General features: G+C 62.6%; 30 protein-coding genes. 21 read left to right on the top strand and 9 right to left on the bottom strand.

The window, feature by feature from the left end; genetic code table 11:
- Positions 1–21: 21 nt before the first annotated feature.
- Genes NKJ78_RS05885 through NKJ78_RS05850 form a run of 8 tightly spaced genes read left to right on the top strand, consistent with a single transcriptional unit; the run spans position 22 to position 6,535 of the window.
- Positions 22–813: a substrate-binding domain-containing protein gene (locus tag NKJ78_RS05885; RefSeq protein ID WP_023815901.1), complete on the top strand. Its 792-nt coding sequence runs from the start codon at positions 22–24 to the stop codon at positions 811–813.
- Entirely contained in the window at positions 810–1,343 is a 534-nt protein-coding gene (locus NKJ78_RS05880; RefSeq protein ID WP_023668011.1) for a c-type cytochrome, read from the top strand. Before NKJ78_RS05885 ends, NKJ78_RS05880 begins: the two co-directional genes overlap by 4 nt.
- Entirely contained in the window at positions 1,340–2,353 is a 1,014-nt protein-coding gene (gene coxB / locus NKJ78_RS05875; protein ID WP_352459514.1) for a cytochrome c oxidase subunit II, read from the top strand. Before NKJ78_RS05880 ends, coxB begins: the two co-directional genes overlap by 4 nt.
- Positions 2,350–4,320, top strand: coding sequence for a cytochrome c oxidase subunit I (gene ctaD / locus NKJ78_RS05870; protein WP_352459513.1), 1,971 nt, complete (start codon positions 2,350–2,352; stop codon positions 4,318–4,320). The genes coxB and ctaD overlap by 4 nt, the downstream gene beginning before the upstream one ends.
- Entirely contained in the window at positions 4,317–4,922 is a 606-nt protein-coding gene (locus NKJ78_RS05865) for a cytochrome c oxidase subunit 3 (protein WP_023681116.1), read from the top strand. Before ctaD ends, NKJ78_RS05865 begins: the two co-directional genes overlap by 4 nt.
- The gene (locus NKJ78_RS05860; RefSeq protein WP_023681115.1) at positions 4,922–5,263 is read left to right on the top strand and encodes a hypothetical protein; all 342 of its coding nucleotides are present in this window, start codon (positions 4,922–4,924) and stop codon (positions 5,261–5,263) included. The genes NKJ78_RS05865 and NKJ78_RS05860 overlap by 1 nt, the downstream gene beginning before the upstream one ends.
- A complete protein-coding gene (locus tag NKJ78_RS05855) occupies positions 5,260–6,138 on the top strand; it encodes a cytochrome c oxidase assembly protein (RefSeq protein WP_352459512.1) in 879 nt (292 codons plus the stop codon). The genes NKJ78_RS05860 and NKJ78_RS05855 overlap by 4 nt, the downstream gene beginning before the upstream one ends.
- Positions 6,119–6,535 carry a c-type cytochrome gene (locus tag NKJ78_RS05850; protein WP_023681113.1) on the top strand — a complete coding sequence of 139 codons (417 nt, stop codon included), beginning with the start codon at positions 6,119–6,121 and terminating at the stop codon, positions 6,533–6,535. Before NKJ78_RS05855 ends, NKJ78_RS05850 begins: the two co-directional genes overlap by 20 nt.
- Before the next feature lies 1 nt (position 6,536).
- On the opposite strand, the gene NKJ78_RS05845 is transcribed toward NKJ78_RS05850, so the two are convergent.
- From NKJ78_RS05845 to NKJ78_RS05810, 8 genes are all read right to left on the bottom strand, one after another.
- Complete coding sequence (locus tag NKJ78_RS05845; protein ID WP_352459511.1) at positions 6,537–7,343, bottom strand: lanthanide ABC transporter permease protein PedC; 807 nt, start codon at positions 7,341–7,343, stop codon at positions 6,537–6,539.
- Positions 7,340–8,065, bottom strand: coding sequence for a lanthanide ABC transporter ATP-binding protein PedB/LutE (locus NKJ78_RS05840; protein WP_023681111.1), 726 nt, complete (start codon positions 8,063–8,065; stop codon positions 7,340–7,342). The genes NKJ78_RS05845 and NKJ78_RS05840 overlap by 4 nt, the downstream gene beginning before the upstream one ends.
- Positions 8,062–9,024 carry a PQQ-dependent catabolism-associated beta-propeller protein gene (locus tag NKJ78_RS05835; protein WP_352459510.1) on the bottom strand — a complete coding sequence of 321 codons (963 nt, stop codon included), beginning with the start codon at positions 9,022–9,024 and terminating at the stop codon, positions 8,062–8,064. Before NKJ78_RS05835 ends, NKJ78_RS05840 begins: the two co-directional genes overlap by 4 nt.
- Positions 9,012–10,187, bottom strand: a complete 1,176-nt coding sequence (locus NKJ78_RS05830; RefSeq protein WP_352459509.1) for a lanthanide ABC transporter ABC transporter substrate-binding protein PedA1 — start codon at positions 10,185–10,187, stop codon at positions 9,012–9,014. Before NKJ78_RS05830 ends, NKJ78_RS05835 begins: the two co-directional genes overlap by 13 nt.
- Positions 10,184–10,855 (bottom strand): ABC transporter ATP-binding protein, encoded by a 672-nt coding sequence (locus tag NKJ78_RS05825; RefSeq protein ID WP_023714661.1) that lies wholly within the window; start codon positions 10,853–10,855, stop codon positions 10,184–10,186. The genes NKJ78_RS05830 and NKJ78_RS05825 overlap by 4 nt, the downstream gene beginning before the upstream one ends.
- The gene (locus NKJ78_RS05820) at positions 10,855–11,739 is read right to left on the bottom strand and encodes an ABC transporter permease (RefSeq protein WP_352562390.1); all 885 of its coding nucleotides are present in this window, start codon (positions 11,737–11,739) and stop codon (positions 10,855–10,857) included. Before NKJ78_RS05820 ends, NKJ78_RS05825 begins: the two co-directional genes overlap by 1 nt.
- On the bottom strand, positions 11,633–12,667 hold the full coding sequence (locus NKJ78_RS05815; RefSeq protein WP_031253266.1) for an ABC transporter substrate-binding protein: 1,035 nt from the start codon (positions 12,665–12,667) through the stop codon (positions 11,633–11,635). The genes NKJ78_RS05820 and NKJ78_RS05815 overlap by 107 nt, the downstream gene beginning before the upstream one ends.
- Positions 12,668–12,824: 157 nt before the next feature.
- Positions 12,825–13,166 (bottom strand): DUF768 domain-containing protein, encoded by a 342-nt coding sequence (locus tag NKJ78_RS05810; protein WP_023667997.1) that lies wholly within the window; start codon positions 13,164–13,166, stop codon positions 12,825–12,827.
- A gap of 188 nt (positions 13,167–13,354) precedes the next feature.
- On the opposite strand from NKJ78_RS05810, the gene NKJ78_RS05805 reads away from it, so the two are divergent.
- The 4 genes from NKJ78_RS05805 to NKJ78_RS05790 all read left to right on the top strand — a co-directional run bounded on the left by NKJ78_RS05805 (position 13,355) and on the right by NKJ78_RS05790 (position 16,682).
- Entirely contained in the window at positions 13,355–14,311 is a 957-nt protein-coding gene (locus NKJ78_RS05805; RefSeq protein ID WP_031253265.1) for an NAD(P)/FAD-dependent oxidoreductase, read from the top strand.
- 165 nt (positions 14,312–14,476) lie between these two features.
- Positions 14,477–15,763 (top strand): SDR family oxidoreductase, encoded by a 1,287-nt coding sequence (locus tag NKJ78_RS05800; RefSeq protein ID WP_023739571.1) that lies wholly within the window; start codon positions 14,477–14,479, stop codon positions 15,761–15,763.
- Positions 15,763–16,245, top strand: a complete 483-nt coding sequence (locus NKJ78_RS05795) for a DUF2269 family protein (protein WP_023681104.1) — start codon at positions 15,763–15,765, stop codon at positions 16,243–16,245. Before NKJ78_RS05800 ends, NKJ78_RS05795 begins: the two co-directional genes overlap by 1 nt.
- A 110-nt stretch (positions 16,246–16,355) precedes the next feature.
- Positions 16,356–16,682: a low affinity iron permease family protein gene (locus NKJ78_RS05790; protein WP_023739572.1), complete on the top strand. Its 327-nt coding sequence runs from the start codon at positions 16,356–16,358 to the stop codon at positions 16,680–16,682.
- 212 nt (positions 16,683–16,894) lie between these two features.
- Here the strand turns inward: NKJ78_RS05790 and NKJ78_RS05785 are convergent, their stop codons facing one another.
- Positions 16,895–17,170 (bottom strand): hypothetical protein, encoded by a 276-nt coding sequence (locus NKJ78_RS05785; RefSeq protein ID WP_023667991.1) that lies wholly within the window; start codon positions 17,168–17,170, stop codon positions 16,895–16,897.
- Positions 17,171–17,387: 217 nt separating this feature from the next.
- Here NKJ78_RS05785 and NKJ78_RS05780 point away from each other — a divergent pair, with 217 nt between their 5' ends.
- The 9 genes from NKJ78_RS05780 (at position 17,388) to NKJ78_RS05740 (ending at position 26,606) form a co-directional block, all read left to right on the top strand.
- A complete protein-coding gene (locus NKJ78_RS05780; protein WP_023681102.1) occupies positions 17,388–18,494 on the top strand; it encodes an NAD-dependent epimerase/dehydratase family protein in 1,107 nt (368 codons plus the stop codon).
- Positions 18,491–19,564, top strand: a complete 1,074-nt coding sequence (locus NKJ78_RS05775; protein ID WP_352459508.1) for a GDP-mannose 4,6-dehydratase — start codon at positions 18,491–18,493, stop codon at positions 19,562–19,564. Before NKJ78_RS05780 ends, NKJ78_RS05775 begins: the two co-directional genes overlap by 4 nt.
- On the top strand, positions 19,561–20,853 hold the full coding sequence (locus NKJ78_RS05770) for a TIGR04295 family B12-binding domain-containing radical SAM protein (RefSeq protein WP_023739573.1): 1,293 nt from the start codon (positions 19,561–19,563) through the stop codon (positions 20,851–20,853). The genes NKJ78_RS05775 and NKJ78_RS05770 overlap by 4 nt, the downstream gene beginning before the upstream one ends.
- Complete coding sequence (locus NKJ78_RS05765) at positions 20,838–21,938, top strand: glycosyltransferase family 4 protein (RefSeq protein ID WP_023681099.1); 1,101 nt, start codon at positions 20,838–20,840, stop codon at positions 21,936–21,938. Before NKJ78_RS05770 ends, NKJ78_RS05765 begins: the two co-directional genes overlap by 16 nt.
- Positions 21,939–21,940: 2 nt before the next feature.
- Positions 21,941–23,071: a CgeB family protein gene (locus NKJ78_RS05760; RefSeq protein ID WP_023739574.1), complete on the top strand. Its 1,131-nt coding sequence runs from the start codon at positions 21,941–21,943 to the stop codon at positions 23,069–23,071.
- Positions 23,068–24,162, top strand: a complete 1,095-nt coding sequence (locus NKJ78_RS05755; protein ID WP_023667985.1) for a CgeB family protein — start codon at positions 23,068–23,070, stop codon at positions 24,160–24,162. Before NKJ78_RS05760 ends, NKJ78_RS05755 begins: the two co-directional genes overlap by 4 nt.
- The gene (locus tag NKJ78_RS05750) at positions 24,159–25,262 is read left to right on the top strand and encodes a CgeB family protein (RefSeq protein ID WP_023725529.1); all 1,104 of its coding nucleotides are present in this window, start codon (positions 24,159–24,161) and stop codon (positions 25,260–25,262) included. The genes NKJ78_RS05755 and NKJ78_RS05750 overlap by 4 nt, the downstream gene beginning before the upstream one ends.
- 23 nt (positions 25,263–25,285) lie before the next feature.
- Positions 25,286–26,326: a UDP-glucuronic acid decarboxylase family protein gene (locus NKJ78_RS05745; protein ID WP_023681096.1), complete on the top strand. Its 1,041-nt coding sequence runs from the start codon at positions 25,286–25,288 to the stop codon at positions 26,324–26,326.
- A gap of 94 nt (positions 26,327–26,420) precedes the next feature.
- Positions 26,421–26,606 carry a hypothetical protein gene (locus NKJ78_RS05740; protein WP_023667982.1) on the top strand — a complete coding sequence of 62 codons (186 nt, stop codon included), beginning with the start codon at positions 26,421–26,423 and terminating at the stop codon, positions 26,604–26,606.
- The last annotated feature ends 4 nt before the right edge of the window (positions 26,607–26,610 follow it).

Genomic DNA, 26,610 nt, shown 5'->3' with positions numbered 1-26,610 from the left:
TGTCAACGACTGGCGATCGGCATGGCCGCCATCGCCTTCGTGTTCTTGACGGCCACAGCCGACGCACGTGAGTTGAGGGTCTGCGCCGATCCGAACAACATGCCGTTCTCCAACGCGGCCGGTCAGGGCTTCGAGAACAGGATCGCCGAAATCGTTGCGTCCGATCTCGGCGCGAAGCTGACCTATACCTGGTGGGCGCAGCGCCGCGGCTTCATCCGCAACACGCTGAAGGCGGGCCTGTGCGATCTCGTGCCGGGCACGCCGAGCAACCTCGAAATGCTGCGCACCACCACGCCCTACTACCGATCGTCCTATGTCTTCGTCACCCGCAGGGACGGCCCCGACGTAGCATCGTTCAATGATCCGCGGCTGCGCGACATGCGGATCGGTGTTCAGCTCATCGGCGACGATGGCGCCAATTCGCCTCCGGTCCAGGCGCTTGGCCGCCGCGGTATCGTCGGGCACCTCGTTGGCTATCCGGTCTATGGCGATTATTCCGCCCCCAACCCGCCGGCGCGCATCGTCGAAGCGGTGGCGAGTGGCGAGATCGACCTTGCCGTGGTCTGGGGCCCCCTCGCCGGCTACTTCGCCGCAAGGCAGAAGGTGCCGCTCCGCATCACGCCGGTTGCGCCCCGCATCGATGGACCGCAACTGCCGATGATCTATGACATCTCGATGGGCGTCCGCCGCGAAGACGATGCGCTGCGCGGCGATGTCAATGGCGCCCTGTCCAGGCACAAGGTCGAGATAGATGCCTTGCTGTCACAGTATGGCGTGCCGCGCCTCGATGCCTCGGGGAGCCCGGTGCGATGAGAGCCGTTGTGGCCATGCTCCTGTTTCCAGTCCTGGCGCTCGCTGCCTGCCAGCGCGAGGAACGTGACACGCGCCCGCAATCGGCGCTCGGATCGGGCGAGCAGCCGACGCCTGTGACCACGCTGGAGCCCGGCGGACAGCGCCCCCCCGCCAGCGATAACAAGGCGGCGAGCTTCGAGGCCAACGCCTTCCATATGAGCGAAGGGAAACGGCTTTTCGGCTGGTTCAACTGTTCGGGATGCCACGCCAATGGCGGCGGCGGCATGGGGCCGGCCCTGATGGACCAGAAGTGGCTCTATGGCAGCTCGATCGAAAGCATCCATGCCACGATCCGCGACGGTCGGCCAAACGGCATGCCGAGCTTCCGCGACAAGATTCCCGACGACCAGATCTGGGAGCTTGCGGCTTTCGTGCGCTCGCTGAGCGGCAACGCGCCGTCTTCCGCCGCGCCGCAACGCAATGACGACATGATGGCGCATCCGTCGGAAAACCGCATGCCCGACGCGGCCACGCTGGGGAAGTCGCCGTGAAACGTCTCGTCTCGATGGCGTTCGCCACCGCCGGCGCTCTGTTGCTCCAGGGATGCGCGGGCTGGCAATCCGCCCTCGACCCGAAAGGTCCCGCGGCGAGCGAACTGGCATGGCTGATCTGGTTCTTCACCGCGCTCTGCGCCGTGGTGTGGGTGCTGGTGATGATCGCCCTCGTCGTGCCCTTGATGATGCGGTCGCGCGCGCAGGCGGAGCCGCTCGCGATCGAGGCCGGCGCCGACGACCGGAAGCTGCGCGCGGTGATGACCGCCGTCGGGTTGACCGCCATTGTCCTGATCGGACTGACCTTGCTGAGCTTCTTCGCCAACAGGACGCTCGTCGCGATCGGCTCGGATGCCGCGCTGACCATTCGGGTCACCGGCCATCAATGGTGGTGGGAGGTGCGCTATGAGGATGCCACGCCAAGCCGCATCCTGACCACGGCGAACGAGATTCATATTCCCGCCGGGGAACCGGTGCGGCTTCTTCTGACCTCGACCGACGTCATCCATTCCTTCTGGATTCCGAGCCTTTCGGGCAAGCTCGACCTCATTCCCGGCCACATGAACGTGCTCGACCTCAAGGCCGACAAGCCTGGTGTTTACCGAGGTCAATGCGCCGAGTTCTGCGGGGCGCAGCACGCAAACATGGGTACCTTCATCATCGCCGAGCCGCGTGCGAAGTTCGACGCCTGGTGGAACGACCAGTTGCAGCCGGCAGCTACTCCGACGGGGGACGAGGCCAAGGCCGGCCAGGATCTGTTTCTGAAGCGCCCTTGCGTGGTGTGTCACAGAATAGGCGGCACGCCTGCCGGAGGAACGGTCGCCCCCGACCTCACCCATATAGCCAGCCGGCAGACGCTTGCCGCCGGGACATTGACGATGAGCCGCGGCAATCTCGCCGCCTGGATAGCCGACCCACAGGGCATCAAGCCCGGATCCCACATGCCGGTGGTGGAGCTCAGCGGCGACGAACTCAACGCCATGGTCGCCTATCTCGAGGCGCTTAAATGAGCAGCGCGGACCTCACAAGCGAACGCGACCTGCCGCGCGAAACGCCCGCCACAGGCGACGTCGCACCCGAGCATGACGGACCGCGCGACACCGGCATGGACGATGCCAGCCTGGATCGCTGGCTGGCGCGGACATGGCGCACGCCTCCCGGCATCATCGGCGCGCTGTCGAGCGTCGACCACAAGGTCGTCGCACGGCGCTATCTGATCACCGCCTTCGTGTTTCTGTGCCTGGGCGGGCTCAACGCTGTCGCCATGCGCATCCAGCTCTCAGGGCCGCAGCGCGGTCTGATCGGCCCGGACCTCTACAACCAGCTGTTCACGATGCATGGTGTGACCATGATGTTCCTGTTCGCCGTGCCCATCGTGCAGGCGACAGGCATCTATCTCGTCCCGCTGATGGTCGGCAGCCGCAACATCGCCTTTCCCCGCCTGAATGCGTTCAGCTACTGGATCTATGTTTCGGGCGGCATATTCGCCTGGGTGTCTTTCGCGCTCAACATGGCGCCCGACGTCGGCTGGTTTGCTTATGTGCCGCTGTCAGGCCCCGAATTCGCGCCGGGCAAGCGGGCCGACGTCTGGGCCCAGATGATCACTTATACAGAAGTATCCTCCCTGGCCGTCGCGGTGGCAACCATCGTCACCGTGTTCAAGCAGCGAGCCCCCGGCATGTCGCTGGACAGGATTCCGCTCTACGTCTGGGCAATGCTGGTTACCTCCTTCGTCGTCGTCTTCGCCATGCCCGCGGTGATGATCACCTCGACCTTCCTGATCCTCGACCGGCTGGTCGGCACACATATCTTCAACCCGGCCGAGGGCGGCGACGCACTGCTCTTCCAGCATCTGTTCTGGTTCTTTGGCCATCCCGAGGTCTACATCATCTTCCTGCCGGCGACGGGCATGGTCTCCGCGATCATTCCGGTCTTCGCCCGGCGTCCCGTGTTCGGGCATCTCGGGCTGGTCTTGTCGCTGATCGCCGTCGGCTTCCTTTCGTTCGGCCTCTGGGTCCATCACATGTTCGCGACGGGACTACCCAAGCTCGGCGCCAGCTTCTTCACCGCGTCGAGCATGCTGATCGCCATCCCCAATGGCGTTCAGATCTTCTGCTGGCTGGCGACCTTCTGGGACGGCAGGCCGGTGATCCGCACGCCGCTGCTGTTCGTGTTCGGCTTCTTTTTCATCTTCGTCATCGGCGGCCTCACCGGCGTCATGCTCGCTTCGGTGCCGCTGGACCTCCAGGTGCACGACACCTATTTCGTCGTCGCCCATTTCCATTACGTGCTGATCGGCGGTTCGGTCTTCCCGCTGCTGGGCGCGGCCTATTTCTGGTTCCCCAAGATCAGCGGCCGCATGATGAGCGAGCGTCTCGGGCGCTGGCATTTCTGGCTGGCTTTCATCGGCTTCAACGCGGCTTTTTTTCCAATGCATCTCGTCGGGCTCTGGGGCATGCCACGAAGGGTCTACACCTATCCGGCCGAGCTTGGCTGGGGCAACATCAACCTGTTCATCAGCGCCGGCGCGGTGCTCTTTTTCCTCAGCTTCGTACTGTTCACGTTCAATCTTGTACACGGCGCGTTGAAGGGCGAACTGGCCGGAAACAATCCCTGGGATGCCGGTACGCTCGAATGGGCGACGTCTTCGCCGCCGCCAAGCTATAATTTCGCGCGGATACCGATTGTCACACATGTCGAGCCGCTCTGGGCCGAACGGGAGGCGCCGCCTGTGGCGACCGGACTCCGCGTCGATGTCCGTGAGCTGTTGATCTCAACCGTGGCGGAAGCCCATCCCGACATTCGCGAGAAATCGGCGACACCGTCGATCTGGCCGCTGCTGGCGGCAATCGCTGTCGGCGGTACGTTTGTCTATTCGATCTTCACGCCCTGGGCGATCGTCTGGGGCGCCGCGCCGATCGCCATCACCTTGATCGGCTGGTTCTGGCCCAAGGACGACCCGGAGGATGAGGGATGAGTGAGCGTCCCAGCTTGGATCTTTCGGACCTCCCGACCTTTGGACATGGTCCGCGCAGCCCGACCTGGTGGGGAACGCTCGGCTTCATGGCGCTGGAAGGCATGGGCTTTGCGTTGGCCGCCGGCGCATATCTCTATCTCGCCACTTTGTGGCCCAACTGGCGTCTAAGCGCCCCGCACCCCAACCATTGGCCCGGAACGATCGTCACCATCCTGTTTATCATCAGCGTGGTGCCGAATCACATCCTCCACGGCCATGCCAAGCAATGCGCGATCGTACCGGTCCGGATCGGGCTGGTGGTGATGTCGCTGCTCGGTCTGGCCCCGCTTGTCGTGCGCTGGTTCGAATTCCCGGCGCTGAACATCTACTGGGACACGAACGCCTATGGCTCGATGCTCTGGGTGCTGCTCGGGCTGCACACCACACACCTGATCACGGATGTCGGCGACACTATCGTTTTGACGGTGCTGATGTTCACACGCCATGGCTATAGCGGCCGGCGCTTCGGCGATGTCGGCGATAATGTCTTCTATTGGGATTTCGTGGTGCTGACCTGGATCCCGATCTATCTGCTCATCTACTGGATGCCGAGGCTAGGCTGATGCGTGCGTTGAAAATGGGAACGTCCTGGGGTGGTCTTCTGTCGGGGCCGATGGCTTGGGCAATCTCGACGCAGCTGAACTACGCACTCGTACCATGGCAGTGCAACCGCCAGGTGCCGGTGGTGCTTCCCGTGGCACTGGTGCTCGCCGTGCTTTCGCTGCTCGGCGGTGCCTTGTCATGGCGGGCGAAGCGGCAGGGCGGCGCCGCCTTCAAGCCTGAGCGCACGCGCAGCACCGAGCAGTTCGTCGCCGATCTCGGCATGCTTGCGGCATTGCTGTTTGCCCTCGTCATCATCATGCAAGGCAGCGCGGCTCTCATTCTCGACGAGTGCCTGCGATGAGCTTCGACGCGTTCTTCTCGACCTCGATCTGCTACGGCGCCGGCGCGCCCGAGGCCGGATGGACGCTCGCATTTCCCATCACGTTTCCGCTGGCCGCGATTGCCTTCCTTTATGCCATCGGAGCGACTCGGTTGTGGCGCCGCAGCAGCCGAGGCCGTCCCGAGCGGATGCGGCAGGCGTTGTTGTTCGCCGCCGGTTGGGGCGTGCTGACGGCAGCACTGGTCAGCCCCATCCATGCGCTCGGCGAGCGGGTGTTTGCCGCCCATATGATCGAGCATGAACTGCTGATGGCGGTGGCGGCGCCTCTCCTTGTCGCCGCGTGCCCAGGCGCAGTCCTGCTCTGGTCCTTGCCGGCCTCACTTCGCCGCGGAACGGGCAAGCTCACGCGCGCAAAGACGCTGCAATCGGTTTGGGCCCTGGTGATCCGCCCCCTCAACGCGACGATCATTCACGGCGTCGCCATCTGGATCTGGCACATTCCGGCGTTGTTCCAGGCAGCGCTCCAGCAGGGCTTTCTCCATTATGCCCAGCATGCGAGCTTCCTCGGCACAGCCTTGCTGTTCTGGTGGGCGCTCCTACCGCGCCCCGGTCGACAGCAGACCTATGGCAACTCCGTCATGCATCTTTTCTTCACCTCGCTTCATACCGGCCTGCTCGGTGTCCTGCTGCTGATCTCGCCCAAACTCTGGTATCCGGAGAATGGCGCCGGCGCGGCATTGTGGGGCCTGACCGCGATCGAGGACCAGCAGCTCGCCGGATTGGTAATGTGGGTTCCGGCAGGCTTGATTTATGGCGGCGCCGCGTTGCTGCTCGCCGGCCTCTGGATAAGCAGCAGCGCAACCAGGGAGGCAACACATGCGCTCCGACCTGGGTAGGCTGATCGGGGGCGCCCTTGCCGCAATCCTGCTGCTGGCTGCGGCTGTCGCAGCGGCGACCTTGTGGTCCGACCGGCGCGAGCGCGTCCGGCACGAGTCGGATGCGGCGACCGGCGGCGTAGGCGCCCGCGCCATTCCAATCATGACGGCGAATGGCTGCTCCGGCTGCCATACGATACCCGGCGTGCCGGGTGCGCAAGGCCAGGTCGGACCCCGCCTGGACGGTGGCCTTGCCGACAGGGTCTTTATCGGTGGCCTGCTGGCAAACAATCCGGAGAACATGATCCGCTGGATACGCTCGGCGAGGGAAGTCAATCCGCACACGGCCATGCCGTCGACGAGGATCACCGAGCAACAGGCGCGGGACATCGCCGCTTATCTCTACGCGTTGAGGTAATTCATCCCTCGCCGCCGCGCCGGGACCACAAGCCGCGGCCGGGATCGTAGCCGATGACCGCCGCGAGGAAGAAGGCGACGAGGCAGCCAAGGACCACAAACGCCGCGACAGGATCGAACCGCAGATAGAGCGCGAAGCGTATAAGCTCGACCGCCGAGCTGAACGGGTTCCAGGCGGCGATTGTAGCCAGCACCGGTCCCGCCTCGGCAAGCCGCCACAGCGGATAGAGCGCCGTCGAGGCAAAGAACACCGGAAAGATGACGAAATTCATGACACCGGCAAAGTTCTCCATCTGTGTCGAAATCGAGGAGACAAGCAGGCCGAACGCGCCAAGCATGAGGCCCGCCAGCACGAGCGCCGGAAATACCGCGACGTAGCCAAGAACGGGCGGCCGCACATCCCAGAAACGCGCGACCAACAGAAACAAGTAGACCAGCGGCACGCCAACGATCACGCTGGCCAGCAGGCGCGCCGCAAGCAGGTACCAGCGCGGCAATGGTGCGGTCAGCAACAGGCGCATGCTGCCCATCTCGCGATCGTAGACCATGGCCAGCGAACTCGCCATGGCATGGAAGAGCAGCATCATGGCCGCTAGCCCGGGCACCACATATACGTCATAGAGAACATAGGTCTGGTAGGGTGGCGTGATCGACAGACCGAGAACGGAGCGGAAGCCAGCGGCAAAGATTGCCAGCCAGACCAGCGGCCGTACCATCGCCGAGAGCAGCCGGCCGCGTTGCCGCAACGTGCGCAGCATCTCCCTGCGCAGGATGCCGTTGAGCGCGCGCACGGCGTGAGACGTTTTCATTCGGACTCCGTCAGCGACGCGAAGGCCTCGCCCGTGCTCGCTACACCGAGATCGGTAGCCAGGCGATCGGCGCGGCCGGCCCACCGCATTGTGCCTCGATGCAGCACCACCACATCGTCATCCGCCGTTAGTTCTTCCAGAAAATGTGTTGCCCACAGGACGGCAATGCCGCGCTCGCGGCAAAGCTCCCGCACGTGCCGCTCGAGCGCGCGGCGGCCAGGCACGTCGAGCCCGGTGGTCGGCTCATCCAGCAGCAAAAGGCGTGGGCTATGCATCAGAGCGCGTGCTATCTCGACACGGCGACGCTGCCCCCCGGAAAGCGCTCGGGCAGGATCGTCGATCCTGTCCAGCACGTCCAGCCGGCCGAGTTCGTGGATGGAGCGCTCCTTGCTCAAGGCCTGGCTAAGCCCATGCAAGGCCGCGTGGTAACGCAGGTTCTCGCCGGCCGTCAGATCGAGATCGAGGGTCGGCAACTGGAAGACGACCCCCATCTGCGTCAACGCGGCGGACGAGTTGACATCCATCGCCTGGTCGAAGACATGCACCGAGCCGGAGCGGGCGTGATAAAGCCCGGTGATCAGCGAGAACAACGTCGTCTTGCCGGCGCCATTGCGGCCTAGCAAGATGCACATCTTGCCTTGGGCCACAGAGAAAGAAACGCCGTCGAGAACCCGCCGGTTTCCGAAACTATGGCCCAGATTCTCGACCGACAAGGCGTTCATGGCCCGATCACGACGCCCCACGGCCCCCGCCCTACCGGCAGCGATTTCACCACCTCCTGGTTTTCCAGATCGATAAACGAAATATCGCCGGAATTCCCGTTTGCGCTGACCAGGCGCTTCTCGTCGCCGGAGAGCGCAACGTGCCAGGGTCGTTGACCAACAAGGTAGAGCCGACGGACCGCCAGCGTTTTCACATCGACTTCCGCAATCCTGTTGGCGGGGCCGAGCGCCACATAGACGGTCGTGCCATCGCGGGACGTCGCCATGCCGACCGCCTGCACACCCTCGCGTCGTATACCCGGCACCTCGAACTCGACTTTGCCAGTCTGCGCGCGCGTTGCCGTGTCGAAGACGGTGACGGTGCCCCGGATCTCCGAGGACACCCAGAATTGCTTACCGTCCGGCGAGAATAAAGCCGCGCGCGGCCGGGTATCGACCAGCAGATTGTCGACGAGTTCAAGCGTGCCTGCGTCGATCAGATGCACCATGCTGGTGGTCTCCGAAGTGCAGGCGACATAGCGGCCGTCGGCGCTGGCCGCCATTCCTTCCGGTTCGACGCCGACATCCACGGTGCCGATGACCTTGGCCGCGGTGATGTCCACCACCGACACCAGATTGTCATTCTCGTTGGCGACGAACAGCCGCTTGCCATCGGGATGGACTGCGAAGAATTCCGGATCGGCTCCCGAAGGCAATTCCCCGACGACCCGCCGCTTCGCGACGTCGACCACGTCGATGCGGTTGTCGTCGCCTTCCGCGACGAACAGCATCTTGTTGTCGATCGACAGTGCCAGCCCGCGCGGACGGCGGCCGACATCGATCGTCGCCAGCAAAGTCATTGTCACGCCGTCGACGACCGCGACGGTATTATCCTGCTCATTGGAAACGTAGATGGTCTCGGCGGCGGCGGGAGCAGCAAGAGCGAACGCCGCCAACAACAGCGTCATCAGAACTTGCATGTGCTCTCCTCCAGGTCGATGCCCAGCGTGTCGAGCGGCGTGCGCTGATGCAGGAAGCCCGGTTGCGGTGAGCTGGAAATCAAGAGGCGAGGCCCGGCGATCAAAATGGGCTGGCGCATCTGTCCGTCCCAGGGACGGAAACTAAGCCCCTGCCCCTTGAAGCCAGCGAGAAGAAACGCGTCGCCGCGTATATATCTGCCGATTGCCGCGGGATCGAGACTGTGCAGGCGCGTCGCCGCTTCGCCGATACTGCGCACAGCGAGCCAGGCCGCGTAGTCGCTGGGCAACATCCAGCGCCCTGCCTGCCTGTGGAAACGGTCCTGCAGTTGCGTGGCGCCCCATTCCTCGCTGACAGCGCTCCAGCCTGTGGCGACAAGCCCTTGCGTGCCGGCGACGATTCTCGGCAGCGCAGTGCGGCCCTCCAGATAGGCGCCGAATTCATCCGCCTCGTCGGCGACCACGAGCACATCATAGTCGCTGACCTGCGTGACCGCCGGTATTTCGGTCTGCAGCGTGACATGCCCTGTATCGGCACGTCCGTTGGCGGGCCTGAATGTCCACGGCTGGTCGATCGTGATCTCGGCTCCGAAGCGAGCCGCCGCCCGTCGAAAGGCCGCAGCCATCGCCTGATCCTGCGAATGCGGCCCCACAAGCAGGAACCAACGCTGCCAGCGCTTCCAGGCGAGATATTGCGCCAGCCCGTCGGCGAGCATGGCGCGGCTCGGGATCGTGTGCAGGACGTTCCCACGGCAGTCCTGCTGGCGAAGCACGTCGTCCGGCGCCCGGCTGTTGAGCAACGTCATCTGCTCGGCACCGGGCGCGGCACTGGCCTGTAGAAGCTGACTGGCGTCGAGATCGGCGACGACAAAGGCGATGCCGGCATCGGCGAATTGTCTTACCGCGTCGTCCGGCGTTTCGGTTGGTTTCAATAACCTTTCCTCCAGCCGAAATTTCTGCCCAAGAAACCGGCCGGTGCTTTCGTCGTCGGCAATGCCGAGCCGTGCGCCTTGCAGGCCGTCGTCGGTGACGGTTTCATCAAGGGGTCCAAGGGGCAGAGCCGGTTTGCGCTCCTGGCCGATATACCCGATCACCATCGTCTGTTGCTCGGTGGCGCCAGGGCCGGTGATCAGCAAAAGAAAGAGAAGGCCCAGCAACAGTCTCATTGTGTCGCCCCCAGCCCAAAGCGCGACGATCCCGCTTCATCGCCACGAGAGATTGCGACATCGCGCACGATGCGGGCCGGCGATCCCTCCAGAACAATAACCCGATCACCCAGCGACGAGGCATATGCGAGATCATGCGTAACCAGCAGCGTGGTAGTCCGCCGACTGGCGAAACAATCCTGCAGCAGGCGGCGCATGTCTTGCGCGGTCGCCTCGTCGAGTGAAGCGAATGGCTCGTCGAGGAGCAGGAGCGCAGGCTCCACGGCGAGCGCCCGGGCAAGCGCTACGCGCCGCGCCATGCCGCCCGAGAGTCGCTGCGGATAGCTCTTCTCATTGCCTTTCAGGCCGACAGCGGCAAGCCACCGGGCCGCATCGGGCGCGCGATCCGGGATGGCCATCTCTACATTGCGCAAGGCGGTGAGCCAGGGCAGCAGCCTCGGTGTCTGGAACAGCATGCCTATCGGAAGCGGTCGTCCGCTCACGCTGCCGCGAAATTCGCGGTCGACGCCCGAAACGATCGACAGCAGCGTCGACTTGCCGACACCGGAAGGGCCGGTCAGGACGCAGACCTGTCCGTCGGCTATATCAAGCGACAGCGCGCGAAAGATCGTCCGGCGCTGTCCGTCATCACCGGGGAAAGTCTTGTCCTCGATCCTGATCCTCAGCATCAGCGTCGCCAGGCGAACAGACGACGTTCCAACGGCACAAGCAGTCCATACTCTATGGCAAGCATCACAACGCCGAAGCTGATCGCATAGGCAAGGATGTGGGTGACGTCGAAGTTCTGAAAATAGACCTGTAGCTGGAACCCGACGCCGTTGGAGCGGCCGAGCAGTTCGGCGAGCAACACGATCTTCCACGTCAATGCCAGCCCGCTGCGCAGGGTGACGAGAAAGAACGGCGCCAATTGCGGCAGCACGACATGCTGCAGCTTTGCAGCACGCCCGAAGCGATAGAGCTCAGCCATTTCGGCAAAGTCCTTGTTAAGCCGGCTGGCGCCTTCACGAATAGTCACCACGACATTGGGGATCTTGTTGAGCGCGACCGCAAGGACAAGCGCAGTCTCGGCAAGACCAAGCCAGATATAAATTAGAATGACCGTGATCAGCGCCGGCATGTTGAGGAGTAACACGATCCAAGGCCTCATCCATATGTCGGCTCTGTGCGAGCGGCCTGCCGCGTAGCCAAGGGCCGCGCCGATGACGATTGCCGACCCGAGGCTTGCCACGACGCGCGCAAGCGAGATGCCCAAATGGTATGGCAGCTCGCCCCGAACCGCTTCGTGCAGGAGAACCGAAACAACCTGGACCGGACCAGGAAACAGCCGATCGGCGGCGATTGATGATGCAATCTGCCAGACGAGCACCATGGTCAGCAATGCCGCAGTGGATTGACAACGCTGCATTGTGATGGGGAACGCTGGGACATCGGTCATTGGCGCGAGCTCAAGCCGGTATGGCCCGGAAGACACCAGGATCGAGGCTCGTCGCCTTGCCGACCAGATCCTCGCCGCCCAATTCGGCCAGGATTGCAAACAACCGGGCCGCGCCATCACGTTCGTCTTTGCCGAACCGACGAGGGATTCCGGCTCGATAGGCGGCGCGTAACGCCGCCTGTAGGTGAGGATCGTCCGTGCCCAATAGGGGCGCGAGCACCCGCCATTCGTCGTCCGAAGACTCGAGCAGCGACTTCGCTGCCGCGGTCGCGCTCGTGAATCGCGCGAGGGCTATCGGGTTGGCCCGCGCCCAGCTTTCATGGAAGACGTAGCCGAGCATCGGCAAGTCCACGGATACGCCAAGCCCCTGCAGGATTTGCGCGACACTGAGCAGAGGCCTTGCCCCCTCTGACTCGAGACGGGCGGCGAAATTCCAGAACGTCAGCAGTGCATCCAGTCGCCCCGCCAGAAATTCCTGCTCCAACAAAGGCGGCGCGCCGAACACTGGCTCCACCTCTTCAGCAAGATCGCGCTTCACCTGACGGAGGCCGAGCGCGCGCAATAGGATCCAGCTTTTGTCCAGCGGACCACCTGCGATCCCCAGCCTTTTGCCCTTGAGGTCCGCAAGAGTTCGAATGGGCGAGCCTTGCGGCAGTTCCAGCGCGCCGACGGCACGAGAATAGGGATAGAAGACCAGATCAGCGCCTTCGCTGCGCTGGCGCATGACCCACACCCAGTCCGAAACGATGACGTCGACGCTGCCCGCCAGCAATGCGGTCTTACCGGCTTCGGTACCGGCAAGCCGCTGAGCCTCGATTGATACGCCGTGAACAGTGTCCAACGCATGTCGCCGCATGACGTCAACTTCCCAGGCGGCGGTGCCAAATCCCAGCACGCCAAATCGCACGAGCGGCGATGGCTGTGGCGCGGCTTCTGCGGAAGCACCCAATAGCCAGCAACAAATACCCGCAAGAGCGGCCCGCCGCGAGATGTGACCCTGATCATGCCGGGTCAGCCATTCGCCTGGAAGGGTAGCAGTCAGCACGGGCGCACCGGGTGTGAAGGAACTTTCCTAACGCCGTAGCGGCAGGAATGTTCCTCAATGGTGCATGGAACTAACGGGAAAGCACCTAAGGTCCGTTTTTCAGCTCGTATAGCAGCCCGGGGGGCTTGTTCAGGCGAACAGAAGAAGGTGTCAGGGGCTACGGTCCGCTCTTGGCATCATCGACCTCCAACGCGTCCATTACAGGTGCCGGATCGCTCTTTTCGGAGCTCGGGCTCTGCACCCCGGACCCGGCGTTCTCGATCGCTTGCACGATAGCATCTTCGATGTTTCCGAGTTCGTCCTCCCTTACTTCACGCCCATAACCAGCCACCTCGGCATCTTGCTCGAATTGCTGAGCGAGCACCGCGACGCTGACTTCCTCTCGACCAGGAAGTGTGCCGACATTCTCCTGTAGCCAGTTTTGAAAAAACTCTCTGGTCGCGCTCATCTCAGACCACCCTTTCGCCAAACTAAGCGCGACGATGAGCCGAAGTTCCATGATGCGTTCACTTTCCCAGTGGCGCTGTACTCACAGCGTTGGGAGCCACGAGGTTTTTGCAGGCTTGATGAGGCAGTGGCCTTTCTCTTCACGACTCGATTGGAGTTCACTCTTATCGCGCAGTGTGCATCCTGATTGCGTCCATTTCGACCCTGTGGAACAAGCTTGTTGAGTTGAAGTTAGGCCCTATGCCAAGCTTTTCGGGCGAACCAAGTTTTTCGGGCGAACAAGTTTTTGACGTTGCCATCGTCGGCGGCGGCCCCGCGGGGCTCGCTGCAGCCATGTATTTAGCCAGGTTTCTGCGTTCGGTGATCTCGCTCGACGCGGGGCATGCGCGTGCCAAGCTCATCCCAAAATCCCGCAACTGTCCCGGCTTCCCCCACGGCATCAGCGGGGAAGAACTGCTCGGCCGCCTACGAGCCCAGGCACAGCTATACGGCGCGAGCCTTGTCCATGGTTGCGTAGGCCACGCCGAAAAACGCGAGGGTTTTTTTGTCCTGACGACCACCTGCGGGATTGTCCAAGCAAGGCGCGTGATTCTGGCAACGGGCATTGTGGACAAGGCACCTCCCATTGAAAGACTGGAGGAGGCGATCGCAACCGGCATTGTCAGACTGTGCCCGGTTTGCGATGCATATGAGGCCCGGGGTAGCCGCATCGGCGTTGTTGGTCCGGAGCATCTCGCCGTCAGGGAGGCTCTGTTCCTGAAGGGATATGGCAGTCAGGTCGCCTTGCTCGCCAATAACCAGGATGATGTTTCCGAAGCTGCCCGCGGCGCCGCCTTGGCAGGCGGAGTTGAAATCTGGGACGCTGTCGATGACCTGATCCCTCGACGAACCGGGTTCGATGTCGTCATGGCCGAGGGCGCCCCGATGCGCAACATCGATGTGGTGTACCCTTCGATGGGTAGCGACGTACGCTCCGAACTCGCGGTTGCTCTGGGGGCTAACTGTGACGCAGAAGGCTATGTCCTGGTCAACCGACACCTTGAGACTTCAACGCCAGGACTCTATGCCATTGGCGACGTGGCCGAGGGGCTCAATCAAATTGCTGTTGCGTTCGGAGACGCCGCCAAGGCTGCAACTCACATTCATAACGACCTCCGCGATTGCGCCGAGCCGGCGACGAACTTCCGGCGAAGTTGACCTGCAGATGCGAACGCACCGTACCGGCTCACCTTTGGCTGCGTTGATGCCCGGAACCCGTTCCACCCGGCGTGAGACTACCGGCTTCGGCTTTGCTAGAGTTCTCCCAGGCGCAGCCGCTGGGTTGATGGACGGGCACGCGCTGGCGAACGGCTGGAGGAAGGAATGAAAATTCTCGTCACCGGCGCGTCAGGTCTGATTGGAGCCGCGCTTTGCGCGCGCCTGACCGGCGAGAGTCATGAAGTGGTCCGCGTGCTTCACCACGCAGACACTGGCGTCCACCCGGAGATCCAAACCGTTTCCCTGGATATGGCGCGGGCCTTGCGACCTCAGGACTGGACCCCCTATCTCGCCGGTGTGGACGCCGTCGTAAACTGTGCCGGCGTCCTGCAGGATAGTGCCCGGGAAAACACCCGGCATGTCCATTCTACCGGCGCCTCGGCTCTCTTCACCGCGTGTGAGCAAGCAGGTGTGAACAAGGTGATCCACTTTTCTGCCATCGGGGTCGATCGCCAGCAGCCGTCCGCCTTTTCCGCCAGCAAGCTCGCTGGCGATGAAGCACTGATGGCACGTAGCCTTAGCTGGGTCATCCTGCGCCCCTCCGTAGTGCTGGGAAGGCCGGCCTTCGGCGCAAGTGCACTGTTTCGCGGCCTCGCGGCTTTGCCGCTCTTGCCGTTGATGCCCGACACGGGCCGTCTCCAAGTCGTCCAACTCGATGACGTCATCTCCACCGTCCTGTTCTTCCTCCAACCCGGCAGCCCATCGCACCTCACGCTGGACCTGGCTGGGCCCGAGGCACTTTCGATGAGCGAGGTCGTGGGTCGCTATCGCCGCTGGTTCGGATGGAGCAGTGCTCGGGAGTTCATCTTGCCGAATTGGGCCGCAGCTATCTTGTACAGGTTCGGGGATGCCGCGGCTCAGCTGGGCTGGCGCCCGCCGATGCGCAGCAATGCAGCAAAAGAGATTGCCCGTGGCGCTGTCGGCGATCCCCAGCCGTGGATGACGGCGACCGGCATTCAACCATCAAGTCTTACATCTGCACTGCGTTTAAATCCTGCGACCGTGCAGGAGCGATGGTTCGCCGGTCTTTACTTCGTCAAGCCGGCGCTCTTTGTCGTCTTGCCGCTCTTCTGGATCATGACCGGCATCATTTCCCTCACCGCCGGCTGGCGCAGCGGAGTTGACTTGCTGATTGGCACTGCTGCCGGCCCCTTGGCCGAACCGGCGGTAGTCGCCGGCGCGCTGGCTGACATCGCCGTCGGGGCGCTTATCGCCTGGCGCCCAACCAGCCGGCTTGGTCTTTTCGGCGCAATCGCGGTATCGCTTTTCTATGCGACCGCTGGGAGCATTCTGCGGCCGGATCTTTGGCTTGAGCCACTCGGGCCGCTGATCAAAATCCTCCCGATCCTCGTTCTGCATTTTGCAGCGCTGGCCATTCTGGAGGAACGCTGATGATGTACTTCGTGCTTAAATACCTGCACGTGATCGGCGCTGCTGTGCTGCTCGGAACTGGTGCCGGCATTGCTTTTTTCATGCTTTTGGCACACCGGACCGGGAATGCCGCGACGATCGCAGCCGTCGCCCGCATTGTCGTGCTGGCTGATTTCCTGTTCACGGCTACGGCCGTTGTCGCACAACCTCTGACCGGACTGGGCCTCGCTAGGGTTGCGGGGTATTCGCTGTCCGAAGGATGGATCGTTCTCTCGATCCTGCTCTACATCTTAACGGGCCTGTTCTGGCTGCCTGTCGTGTGGATGCAGATCGAGATGCGAAATCTAGCCACACAGGCCGCACTCTCCAACCAACCTCCTCCCGAGCGCTACCATCAGCTGTTCAGACGCTGGTTTGTCTTCGGCTTCCCAGCTTTCGGCGCCGTGCTCGCCATTTTCTGGCTGATGATTGCGCGCCCGGCAATCGAGTGGTCATCGTTGTAGCTGCGATCGGTAAGCACTGCGCCGTGAATTCATCCGTCGCGCCTAGCTGGCTCGTGCCGGCGCGATGCACTGCGGTCGGGAACCACGGTCACTGCCGCGAGTTCCTTCGCATGGCCAATCATCCCGTCACCGGCGTGCTTACTTCAATCGGCACATTAACCTCCCGCCCCGCGGCATTCCTGATCCTGTTGGTCTACGCAATCCTTTGGATGATCTTCGAGCGACAGACCCTGGACTGGCATGGAGCGGCTACCTTGTTTACGTGGGCCATGACGCTGTTCATCCAGCGAGCCGAGCACCGCGACACTCAGGCCATTCACGCCAAACTGGATGAGATCCTGCGATCAGACCACAATGCCTCGAACATCACGCGGATCGACGGTGAAGAGCCCGAGGAAATCGAAAAACACCGCCACCGCAGGCAGCAGGACGACTGATGAGCGGCGTTTTGGTTTCACGGCAGGGCGAGTAGAGGGTTTCCAGCTTTTGGCGCCTATCCAGCCCCGCCGCCTCCTGCGCTCAGGCCCAGGCCTTCGATCCTTGCTGCGGATGTGGTTCAGCGACCGAAGGATCGGAGCCTCTATTGTTCCACCGCATCCAGAAATTGGCCCGAGAACCAGGTCGGGCAAATCGGCCGGCTCGAAATGTGTCATTCGCCTTTCTGGTTGCGCTCGACGAATTTGTTGAAACGGCTGGTTTGTCCGTCACCAGTCTTGGACTGGTAAAGAAAGGCCAGATCGTTCTCGTCGAATATGCGGAAGAACTCGTCCCATTCCACCGGCTCGAATGCTTCCTCGGGTTTGCCGAAGTCGATCCGCAGGATGCCGCCCGCCCCTTTGGTGCGAACCACTGCCGGCCGTCCATCCCGCTCCTCGGCCCATTTGCGGATTTCGTCGTGATTGGTGGTCGTTTGCGACTGGGACATTGAAATCTCCTTTGATCATCGGCGTTGCCAACATCGGGCATCGTCGGGGCTGCCGGCGTCCTAACAGCACAAGGGCGGCAATGTTCCGGCACGGCGCGGCGAGCGCGATGTGGCTGCTTCCGAACGAAGCCGGCCAAAGGAACTTTGTTGAAGCCAAGGGAACAAACCTTTTGCCGAAAAGTTCGGGTCGCCAAGATTACCTGTCTGAGGAGTGGTCGTGAAACGGATATTGGTTACAGGGGGCTGCGGCTTCATTGGCCGGCATGTCGCCCAGGAACTCATCGAGCAGGATTATTCGGTTCGCATTTTGGATGTGCTGCTGGAGCAGGTGCACGCAGGCGAAACAGTCGCCCTTCCCGCCGGGGCCGAGCTGATCAAGGGCGACATTCGGGACCGGGAGGCGGTCGCCAAGGCGCTGGAAGGCGTTGACGCGGTCATTCATCTGGCGGCGGAAGTCGGCGTCGGACAGTCGATGTACGAGATCGCGCGCTATGTCGGCACCAACGATCTCGGCACCGCGACGCTGCTCGAGGCGCTGATCAAACATCCGGTCGAGCGCATTGTCGTCGCCTCATCGATGAGTGTCTATGGCGAGGGCCTCTATGCTACATCGGACGGCCGGCGCATCGACAATGCCCGGCGCAAGGCGAGCGACATCAAAAACGGGCAGTGGAATCCGCTGTCGCCGGAAGGCGAGCCCCTCTCTCCCCTGCCGACGGACGAGGAAAAGCCGGTCGACCTCGCCTCTATCTATGCGCTGACGAAATACGCCCAGGAACGCGCCGTGCTGATCTTCGGCGAAGCCTATGGCATCGATGCGGTCGCGCTGCGCCTGTTCAACGTCTTCGGCGCCGGCCAGGCGTTGTCGAACCCCTATACCGGCGTGTTGGCCAATTTTGCTTCGCGTCTCGCCAACGGCCAACGGCCAATGATCTTCGAGGATGGCGAACAGAAGCGCGATTTCGTCCATGTGGATGACGTCGCCCGCGCCTTTCGTCTTGCGCTGCAGCAACGCCAGGCAAGGGGTCACGTCATCAACATCGGCAGCGGCCGAGCCTATGCTATCAGCGACGTCGCGCGGGTACTTGCCGAGGCCATGGGAACGCCGGACCGCTCGCCAGAGTTGCTCGGCAAGGCGCGCTCCGGGGATATCCGCAACTGCTTCGCCGATATTTCCAAGGCCCGTGAGCTGCTCGGTTTCGAGCCGAGGCAACAACTGGAGAATTCGCTCGCCGATTTCGTTTCCTGGGTGCGCAACTCGTCCGCCATCGACCGCGGCGCCGACATGAAACGCGAGCTTGAAGAACGTGGGCTGGTGTCATGAATACGCGCAATCGACGCGACGCGCCCGTCGCCATTGTCGGCGGCAGCGGCTTCATAGGATCGAACCTGGCCGACAGCCTGTTGTCGGATGGCGAGCCGGTGCTGGTGATCGACAATCTCAGCCGCCCCGGCGTCGAACAGAACCTTGAATGGCTGGCGCAGAAACACGGAAGCCGCCTCATGGTCGAAATGATTGACGTGCGCGACGCCAACGCGCTTGCGCCCGTTCTGAAGAGTTCCAAGGCGATCTTCCACCTGGCCGCGCAAACCGCCGTCACAACGAGCCTGGTCCAACCGGACGAGGATTTCGACATCAACCTTCGAGGAACGTTCAATGTCCTCGAGGCGGCGCGGCTGAGCAGTGAGTTTGTTCCGGTGGTCTTCGCCAGCACCAACAAGGTCTATGGCAGCCTGCCAGACGTCGCGGTTCGCGAGGACGGCGATCGTTACCTGCCTTGCGACGGCATCATCCAAGCGAATGGCATCGACGAGACCCACGGCCTGGATTTCTGCACGCCCTATGGCTGCTCCAAAGGCGCGGCGGACCAATATGTGCTCGACTATGCCAAATCCTACGGCATGCCGACGGCGGTGCTGCGGATGAGCTGCATTTACGGGCCGCGCCAGTTCGGAACCGAGGATCAAGGCTGGGTCGCGCACTTCCTGCTGAGTGCGCTGACGGGACGTCCAATCACCATTTACGGCGACGGCAGACAAGTGCGCGACATACTGCATGTCTCCGATGCGGTCGCCGCCTACAGGGCCACGCTCGATCGTATCGAGACGACCAAAGGCCAGGCATTCAATCTTGGCGGCGGCCCCGATAATGCGATCAGCCTGCGCATGCTGTTGAGCGAGATCCGTAGCTTGACCGGCCGTGAGCTTTCGATCCGCCATGATGGCGAACGCACCGGCGATCAGCCCTTCTTCGTCGCCGACACCCGCAAGATCAAAGCGATGCTTGGCTGGAAAGCTCGTGTTTCATGGCGCGAAGGCATTCGCGATCTCGCAGACTGGCTGCAACAACACCGGCTCCAGCCTCGCCCCGAAGTCGTGAGGTACGTCGCATGAAAATCGCCCTGGTAAACCCGTTCTGGACCTACGACGACAGCATTTATTTCGGCTGCCGCCAACCACATCTCCCTCTGGAACTCGGCTATTCGAAATCCCTGCTCGAAACAGCCGGCCATGAGGTGTTGATGCTGGATGGGCAATTGCAGGAGCTCGACAACTCGGACCTCTCCGAGCGTGTGGCTGATTTCGGGCCGGCAATAACGGTCGTCAGTACCGCCCCGACTTATCTGTTCTGGCGCTGCGCACCACCCGAGTTGCGCGTGCCGGCCGATTTCCTCAACCGTCTCGCCGGGCGCGGTGGACGCACAGTCGCGGTCGGGCCGCATGGCTCGGCTACGCCCGCGCCAACCTTGCGCAAGCTTGGCGTCGACATTGTTGTGCGCGGCGAATGCGAGGAAATCGTCGCGGAACTTGCCCGGCGCGACGACTGGAGCGCGGTGCCCTCGACCGCTTACCTGCGCGACGCCAAGGTGGTTTTGACCGGCGGCGTCCACGCCAGTTCGTTTGTCGATCATCCGCCACTCCAATGGCCATCAGACTGGATCACAGCCCATTCGCACCACCATCACAGGTTCGATGACAAGCAGGTTGGGTTCGGCGCGGAGGTCGAAGCATCGCGCGGCTGCCCCTACAATTGCAGCTTCTGCGCCAAGATCGATTTCCGCGATGCCTATCGCCGCCGAAACCACGAGGCGGTCATAGCGGAAATCGATGGGCTGATTGCCCAGGGCGTCGGCTACATTTATTTCATCGATGAAATCTTCCTGCCGCAGAAAGCGCTGCTGGAAGCGTTGATCGATCGCGACGTGAAGTTCGGTGTGCAGACCCGCATCGACCTTTGGAAACCCGATCTGCTGGAACTGCTCGGTGCGGCCGGCTGCGTCTCCATCGAGGCCGGCCTCGAAAGCCTGACCGTGGAAGGTCGTGCGATGCTGGCGAAACGCTGCCGGCTGGGTACCGAGGAACTTGCCGCGCTGCTCGTCAATGCCAGGCGTCACGTTCCGTTCGTACAGGCCAATCTGATCGGCGTCGTCGAGGATGACCCTGCCCTTGTGGACTACTGGCGAACGCACCTGATCGACAACGGCGTGTGGGCCAATGAACCCGTACCGCTTTATCCATATCCGAGTTCGCCAAGCTATCGCGAGCTTTGGGGCGAACCCGACGACCTCGCCTGGGAGCGCGCCCATGATCACTATCTCGCATCATTCCAGAAGTTCAGCGACATCCAGGAAAGGCGCCCGCGTCCGCTGGCGGAACTGGAGGCGACATGTTGCGGACACTGACGCCGCGCTCGCGGCGCATCCTGATGACGGTCGACGCCGTGGGCGGCGTGTGGCGCTATGCGCTCGACCTGGCCAGGGAACTTGTCAATGGCGGCGATAGCGTAGTGCTTGCCGGTCTCGGTCCGCCACCGTCCAGGCAGCAGGCCGACGAGGCGGAGGCTTTCGCGAAGCTGATCTGGCTCAACACGCCGCCGGATTGGATGACCCGGAACGGCGGTGATCTCGACGCGCTGCCTCGGGAGTTGCATGCGCCCATGCGCGACCACGCCATCGACCTTGTCCATTTCAACGCGCCTTCGCAGGCGGCGGGATTCGACGCGCCATGCCCGGTCGTGGTGGTCTCCCATTCCTGCGTGACGACTTGGTTCCATGCGGTCAGAGGACAGGCGGCGGATGGGGCATGGGCCTGGCAGAAGGAGCGCAACAGACGCGGCATGGATCGGGCCGACGCGGTCATCGCGCCGAGCCGCAGCCATGCCGACATGCTAGAGACCTGCTACGGCCCGATCGCGCGCTTGAGTGTGGTCACAAATGGTGCCCGTCCTCTGCCGAAGGCCGAAAAGCATCAACCGCTCGTCTTCGCCGCTGCCCGCTGGTGGGACGAGGGCAAAAATGCGGCGGTGGTCGATCAGGCGGCGTCCCTGACGCGATGGCCTCTGTTTGCCGCCGGTTCGACGAACGGCCCAAACGGCGAGCATGTCAGCTTCAGCCATGCTGTTCCTCTGGGAGCAGTGCCGTCCGATGAGGTGCGTTCGTTGATGGCTCGCGCGGGTATTTTCGTATCGCCATCGCTCTACGAGCCATTCGGCCTGGCCGCGCTGGAAGCCGCCATGTCGGCTACGCCCCTGGTGCTTTCCGATATCGCCACCTATCGCGAACTATGGGACGGGGCCGCGATATTCTTTGACGCGCGCGATCCGCACGATCTCGCTGCCTGCCTCAACCGTCTCTCCAGCGATGCCGAGCTCCGGCGAGAGCTTGGCCAGGCAGCCATCCGACGCAGCCGCAGGTTTAGGCTGACAAAGCAGACAGCGGCTATGCGCGGCGTGTACGACAAAGCGGCCTTAGCGATGGCGGAGCGCTGATCATGCGCTTTGTGTTCTACACCCACTCGGTCGTTTCCGACTGGAACCATGGCAATGCCCATTTCCTGCGCGGCGTCATGCGAGAGCTGGTCCAGCGCCGGCATCAGGCGATTGCGCTGGAGCCGGCGAATGGCTGGAGCCGGTCGAATCTGCTGGCTGAGAAGGGGTCGTTCGCCATCGAACGCTTCCGCAAGGATTTTCCCGAACTGATGCCGGTGACCTACGATGCCGGATTTGATCACGAAGCCTGGATTGCCGAGGCCGACGTTGTGATCGTTCATGAGTGGACGGATCCGGAGCTTGTCGCACGTATTGGCCGTGCCCGGGCCGCCGGCGGCAACTTCATCCTTCTTTTTCACGACACCCACCACCGGGCCGTGTCTGCGACCGAGGCACTCTCGGCGCTCCGGCTGGAGCACTATGACGGCGTTCTCGCCTTTGGCGAAACCTTGCGCGAGAGCTATCTGCGCGCCGGCTGGGGCAAGCGCGTCTTCACTTGGCATGAAGCGGCGGACGATCGCCTGTTCAAGCCGCACCCGGAGATCCACCCCACCTCCGATCTGGTCTGGATCGGCAACTGGGGCGATGATGAGCGGACCGCCGAACTCAAGGAGTTTCTGATCGAGCCGGTGCACGATCTCCGCCTTGATGCCGCTGTTCACGGCGTACGCTACCCCAAGACCGCACTTGCGGATCTGGCCACCGCAGGACTGCGCTATGAGGGGTGGATCGCCAATGCCGACGTGCCGAAGGCCTTCGCCGCGCATCGTGTCACCGTTCACATCCCACGGCGCCCCTATCGCGAGAGGTTGCCCGGAATCCCGACGATCCGCATGTTCGAGGCACTCGCCTGCGGCATTCCGCTGATTTCAGCGCCATGGTCCGATGTCGAGCAGCTTTTCAGGCCCGGTGTCGACTTCCTGTTTGCCGAGAATGGCTCGCAAATGCGGCAACAGCTTCGGACGGTGTTGTCCGACGAGGACTTTGCGGCCTCCCTGGTGACCTCGGGTCTCGAGACCATCCGCTCGCGGCACACCTGCCGCCACCGCGTCGACGAGTTGCTCGGCGTGCTCACGCAATGCGCGAACCGACACACCGCCGTCCCGACAGCCGCAAAGGAAGCCGTCGCATGAAGATCGCATTCTATGGATCGAGCCTTTTGTCGTCCTACTGGAACGGTGCCGCGACGTACTATCGCGGTTTGCTCAAGGCACTTTCGCAATTGGGTTACGAGATCACGTTCTACGAACCCGATGTCTACGACCGGCAGAAGAACCGCGACATCGAAGCTCCCGACTGGTGCACTGTCGTCGTTTATGAGGCGACCCAGCATGCGCTGATGCAGGTCGCGGCACGTGCCGCCGGCGCCGACATCGTCGTCAAGGCGAGTGGCGTCGGTTTCGAAGACGAGGCGCTGCTTCGCGCCGTTCTCGACCACGCCCGCAGCGACGCGCTTGTCGTATTCTGGGACGTGGATGCGCCAGCCACGCTTGCCCAGTTGCGCGACGAGCCGGACCACCCGCTCCATCGTGCACTGCAGGAGATCGACCTCGTGCTGACCTATGGTGGCGGCGATCCCGTTGTCTGGGCCTATCGTGCCATGGGCGCCAAGGAGTGCGTGCCCATCTACAATGCGCTCGATCCCGAAACGCACCATCCGGTCGCCAGCAAAGCGCGTTTTGCCTGCGACCTGGCGTTCCTCGGAAACCGGCTGCCGGACCGTGAAGCGCGTGTCGAATCGTTTTTCCTCGATCCCGCCAGCCAGCTGCCGAAACAGCGTTTCCTGCTCGGAGGCTCGGGTTGGGGCGACAAGCCGCTCCCCACCAATGTAGGCTGGCTCGGCCATGTCGGCACCCGCGATCACAACGCCTTCAATGTCACCCCAAAAGCCGTGTTGAACATCAGCCGCGACAGCATGGCCGCCAACGGTTTTTCACCGGCCACGCGAGTGTTCGAGGCGGCCGGCGCGGGCGCCTGTCTCATCACGGATGCATGGCTGGGCGTGGAACTGTTCCTGAAACCAGGCGAGGAGATCCTGGTCGCGCGTGACGGCGGCGATGTCGCCGAAATAATGCGCTCGCTGACCCCCGGGCGGGCCAAGGCAATCGGCCAAGCCGCACTTCACCGCGTGCTGGCGGACCATACCTACGCGCTTCGGGCGGATGTGGCGGATGCCGTCTTCAAACGTCATTTCGAGCACGGGGCCGTGGAGGCAGCGGAATGACCAAGAAACTGGACATCGTCTTTCTCGGCCTGTCGCTGTCCTCATCCTGGGGAAACGGCCACGCCACGACTTTCCGGGGTCTTTTGAAAGGCTTGCACGGACTCGGTCACCGGGTGACTTTTCTGGAGCGCAACGTGCCGTGGTACGCCAATCACCGCGATCTGCGCGATCCGGAGTTCTGCGCCTTGCGCTACTACGAAACCACTGCGGAGCTGCAACGCGACTACGCACAGTGCCTGGAGCAGGCCGACATCATCGTCATCGGATCCTTTGTTCCAGAAGGACGCCAGGTCATCGACATCGTCGCCTCGCTTTGCAAGGGGCAGCTCTGCTTTTACGACATCGACACCCCGGTGACCCTGGCCAAGCTTTCAGCCGACGATTGCGATTATCTGAGTTCGCGGCAAATTCCGTACTTCGATGTCTATTTCTCCTTCACTGGCGGACCAACGCTCAACCATCTGGCGCAAGACTTCGGCGCACGCCATGCCGAACCTCTCTATTGTTCGGTCGATCCAGAACGGCATCACCCGACAGGAGATCCGATCCGCTGGGATCTCGGCTATCTCGGCACCTACAGCATGGACCGGCAGACAACGCTGAACGCTCTGCTGCTCGAGCCCGCACGGCATATGCCGAACCTCCGTTTCGTCGTGGCCGGCTCCCAATATCCATCCGACATCATCTGGCCGGACAATGTCGAACGCATCGAACATTTGCCGCCAGCCGATCACGCCGCGTTCTATAGCCGTCAGCGCTACACGCTGAATGTCACACGCAGTTCCATGATCACCGCAGGATGGTCGCCCAGCGTGCGCCTGTTCGAAGCGGCGGCTTGCGGCACGCCCATCGTCAGCGACCACTGGCCAGGGCTCGACAGCTTCTTTCCCGCATCGGCGATCCACACCGCCGCGGAGACGGACGAAGTCATCGATATCCTCGTTGGCGAGTCCGAGCGCGCACGCCTGGCCATGGCCGGCCGGGCTCGCAAACTCGTCCTCGCTTCCCACACCGGTGGGGCCAGGGCTCGCGAATTCGTGGCGGCGCTGACCCAACCAAGGGCGACGGCCCTCGATCTCGACATTGGAAGTGCAGCATGAACGGCAGACAGGAGAAAACAGCGATGCGACAGACAAGAAAGGCGCACAGGGCAAAGACGGTGCTTGTTGCCGGCGGCGCGGGTTTCCTCGGTTCGCATCTTTGCGAAGTATTGCTCCGCAACGGCTGGCGCGTGATCTGCGTCGACAATTTTCTGACCGGGCGCATGGAAAACATCATCTCGATCATGGACCGGCCGGGTTTCCGGTTGATCGAGCAGGACATCTGCCGGCCACTGGATCTCGGCGAGCCCGTGGATCACATCTTCAACCTGGCCTGCGCCGCCTCACCGCCGCGTTATCAGGCCGACCCGATACACACCACGCGTACCTGCGTGATCGGAACCCTCAACCTGCTCGAACTCGCTGTCCGCAATGACGCGCGACTGCTGCAGGCCTCGACGAGCGAAGTGTATGGCGATCCGGAACAACACCCGCAAAGGGAGGACTACGTCGGTCATGTGAACTGCACCGGCCCACGCGCCTGCTACGACGAGGGCAAGCGCACCGCCGAAACGCTTTGCTTCGACTATCTAAGGGCCGGCAAGGCCGACGTCCGCGTCGCGCGCATCTTCAACACCTACGGTCCGAGAATGGATCCGGCCGACGGTCGCATCGTCTCGAATTTGATCATGCAGGCGCTCGAGAAGCGTCCGCTGACGATATTCGGCGACGGCCAGCAAACGCGATCCTTCTGCTATGTCTCCGACTTGATTGATGGATTGATGCGCCTGATGAACATCGACCCCAATCCGGGCAAGCCGGTCAATCTGGGCAATCCCGGAGAATTCACCATCGTGCGACTGGCGGCATTGGTGAAGGCGATGACCGGCACCAAGTCGGATCTGAAATTTCTGCCCCTGCCGCAAGACGATCCTCGGCGCAGGCAGCCTGATATTTCGCGTGCGAAAACGCTGCTCGGCTGGTCGCCGAGAGTGCCGCTCAACGAAGGGCTCAAGCTGACGATCGATTATTTCGCGGCGCTCGAAGGCACCGGCATCGGCGATCAGATGACAGGCCTTGCCAAAAGGAGACCCGCAGGCGGGCTGCAGAACCTTCCTGCATGACGTGGGCCGCGGCCGGACCTGCCCGGAGATCGTGCGGAACATCCATCCAACCTTGTAGTTTGGCGGGAGGGACCCGATACGGAGGATCATCCTCATGCAACCCAAGCGACCCGCGAAGGATGTCGACAAGATTGCCGAACGCGAGGCGGCTGCCTATTTGCGGCGCTCCTCGATCACCTATCTCGAGTGCTGCGTCAGCTTGATGATGACGCATCTGCAGCGCGAGGAAGTGGCCGCTATTCTTGAGCAGGAAGCAGACATGCTGCGAAGGCTGGATTGATCGA

The sequence above is a fragment of the Mesorhizobium sp. M0037 genome (genome assembly GCF_040323635.1).
In the GTDB taxonomy this organism is placed as follows: Bacteria; Pseudomonadota; Alphaproteobacteria; order Rhizobiales; family Rhizobiaceae; genus Mesorhizobium.
This window is presented reverse-complemented; position numbering and strand designations above follow the sequence as displayed.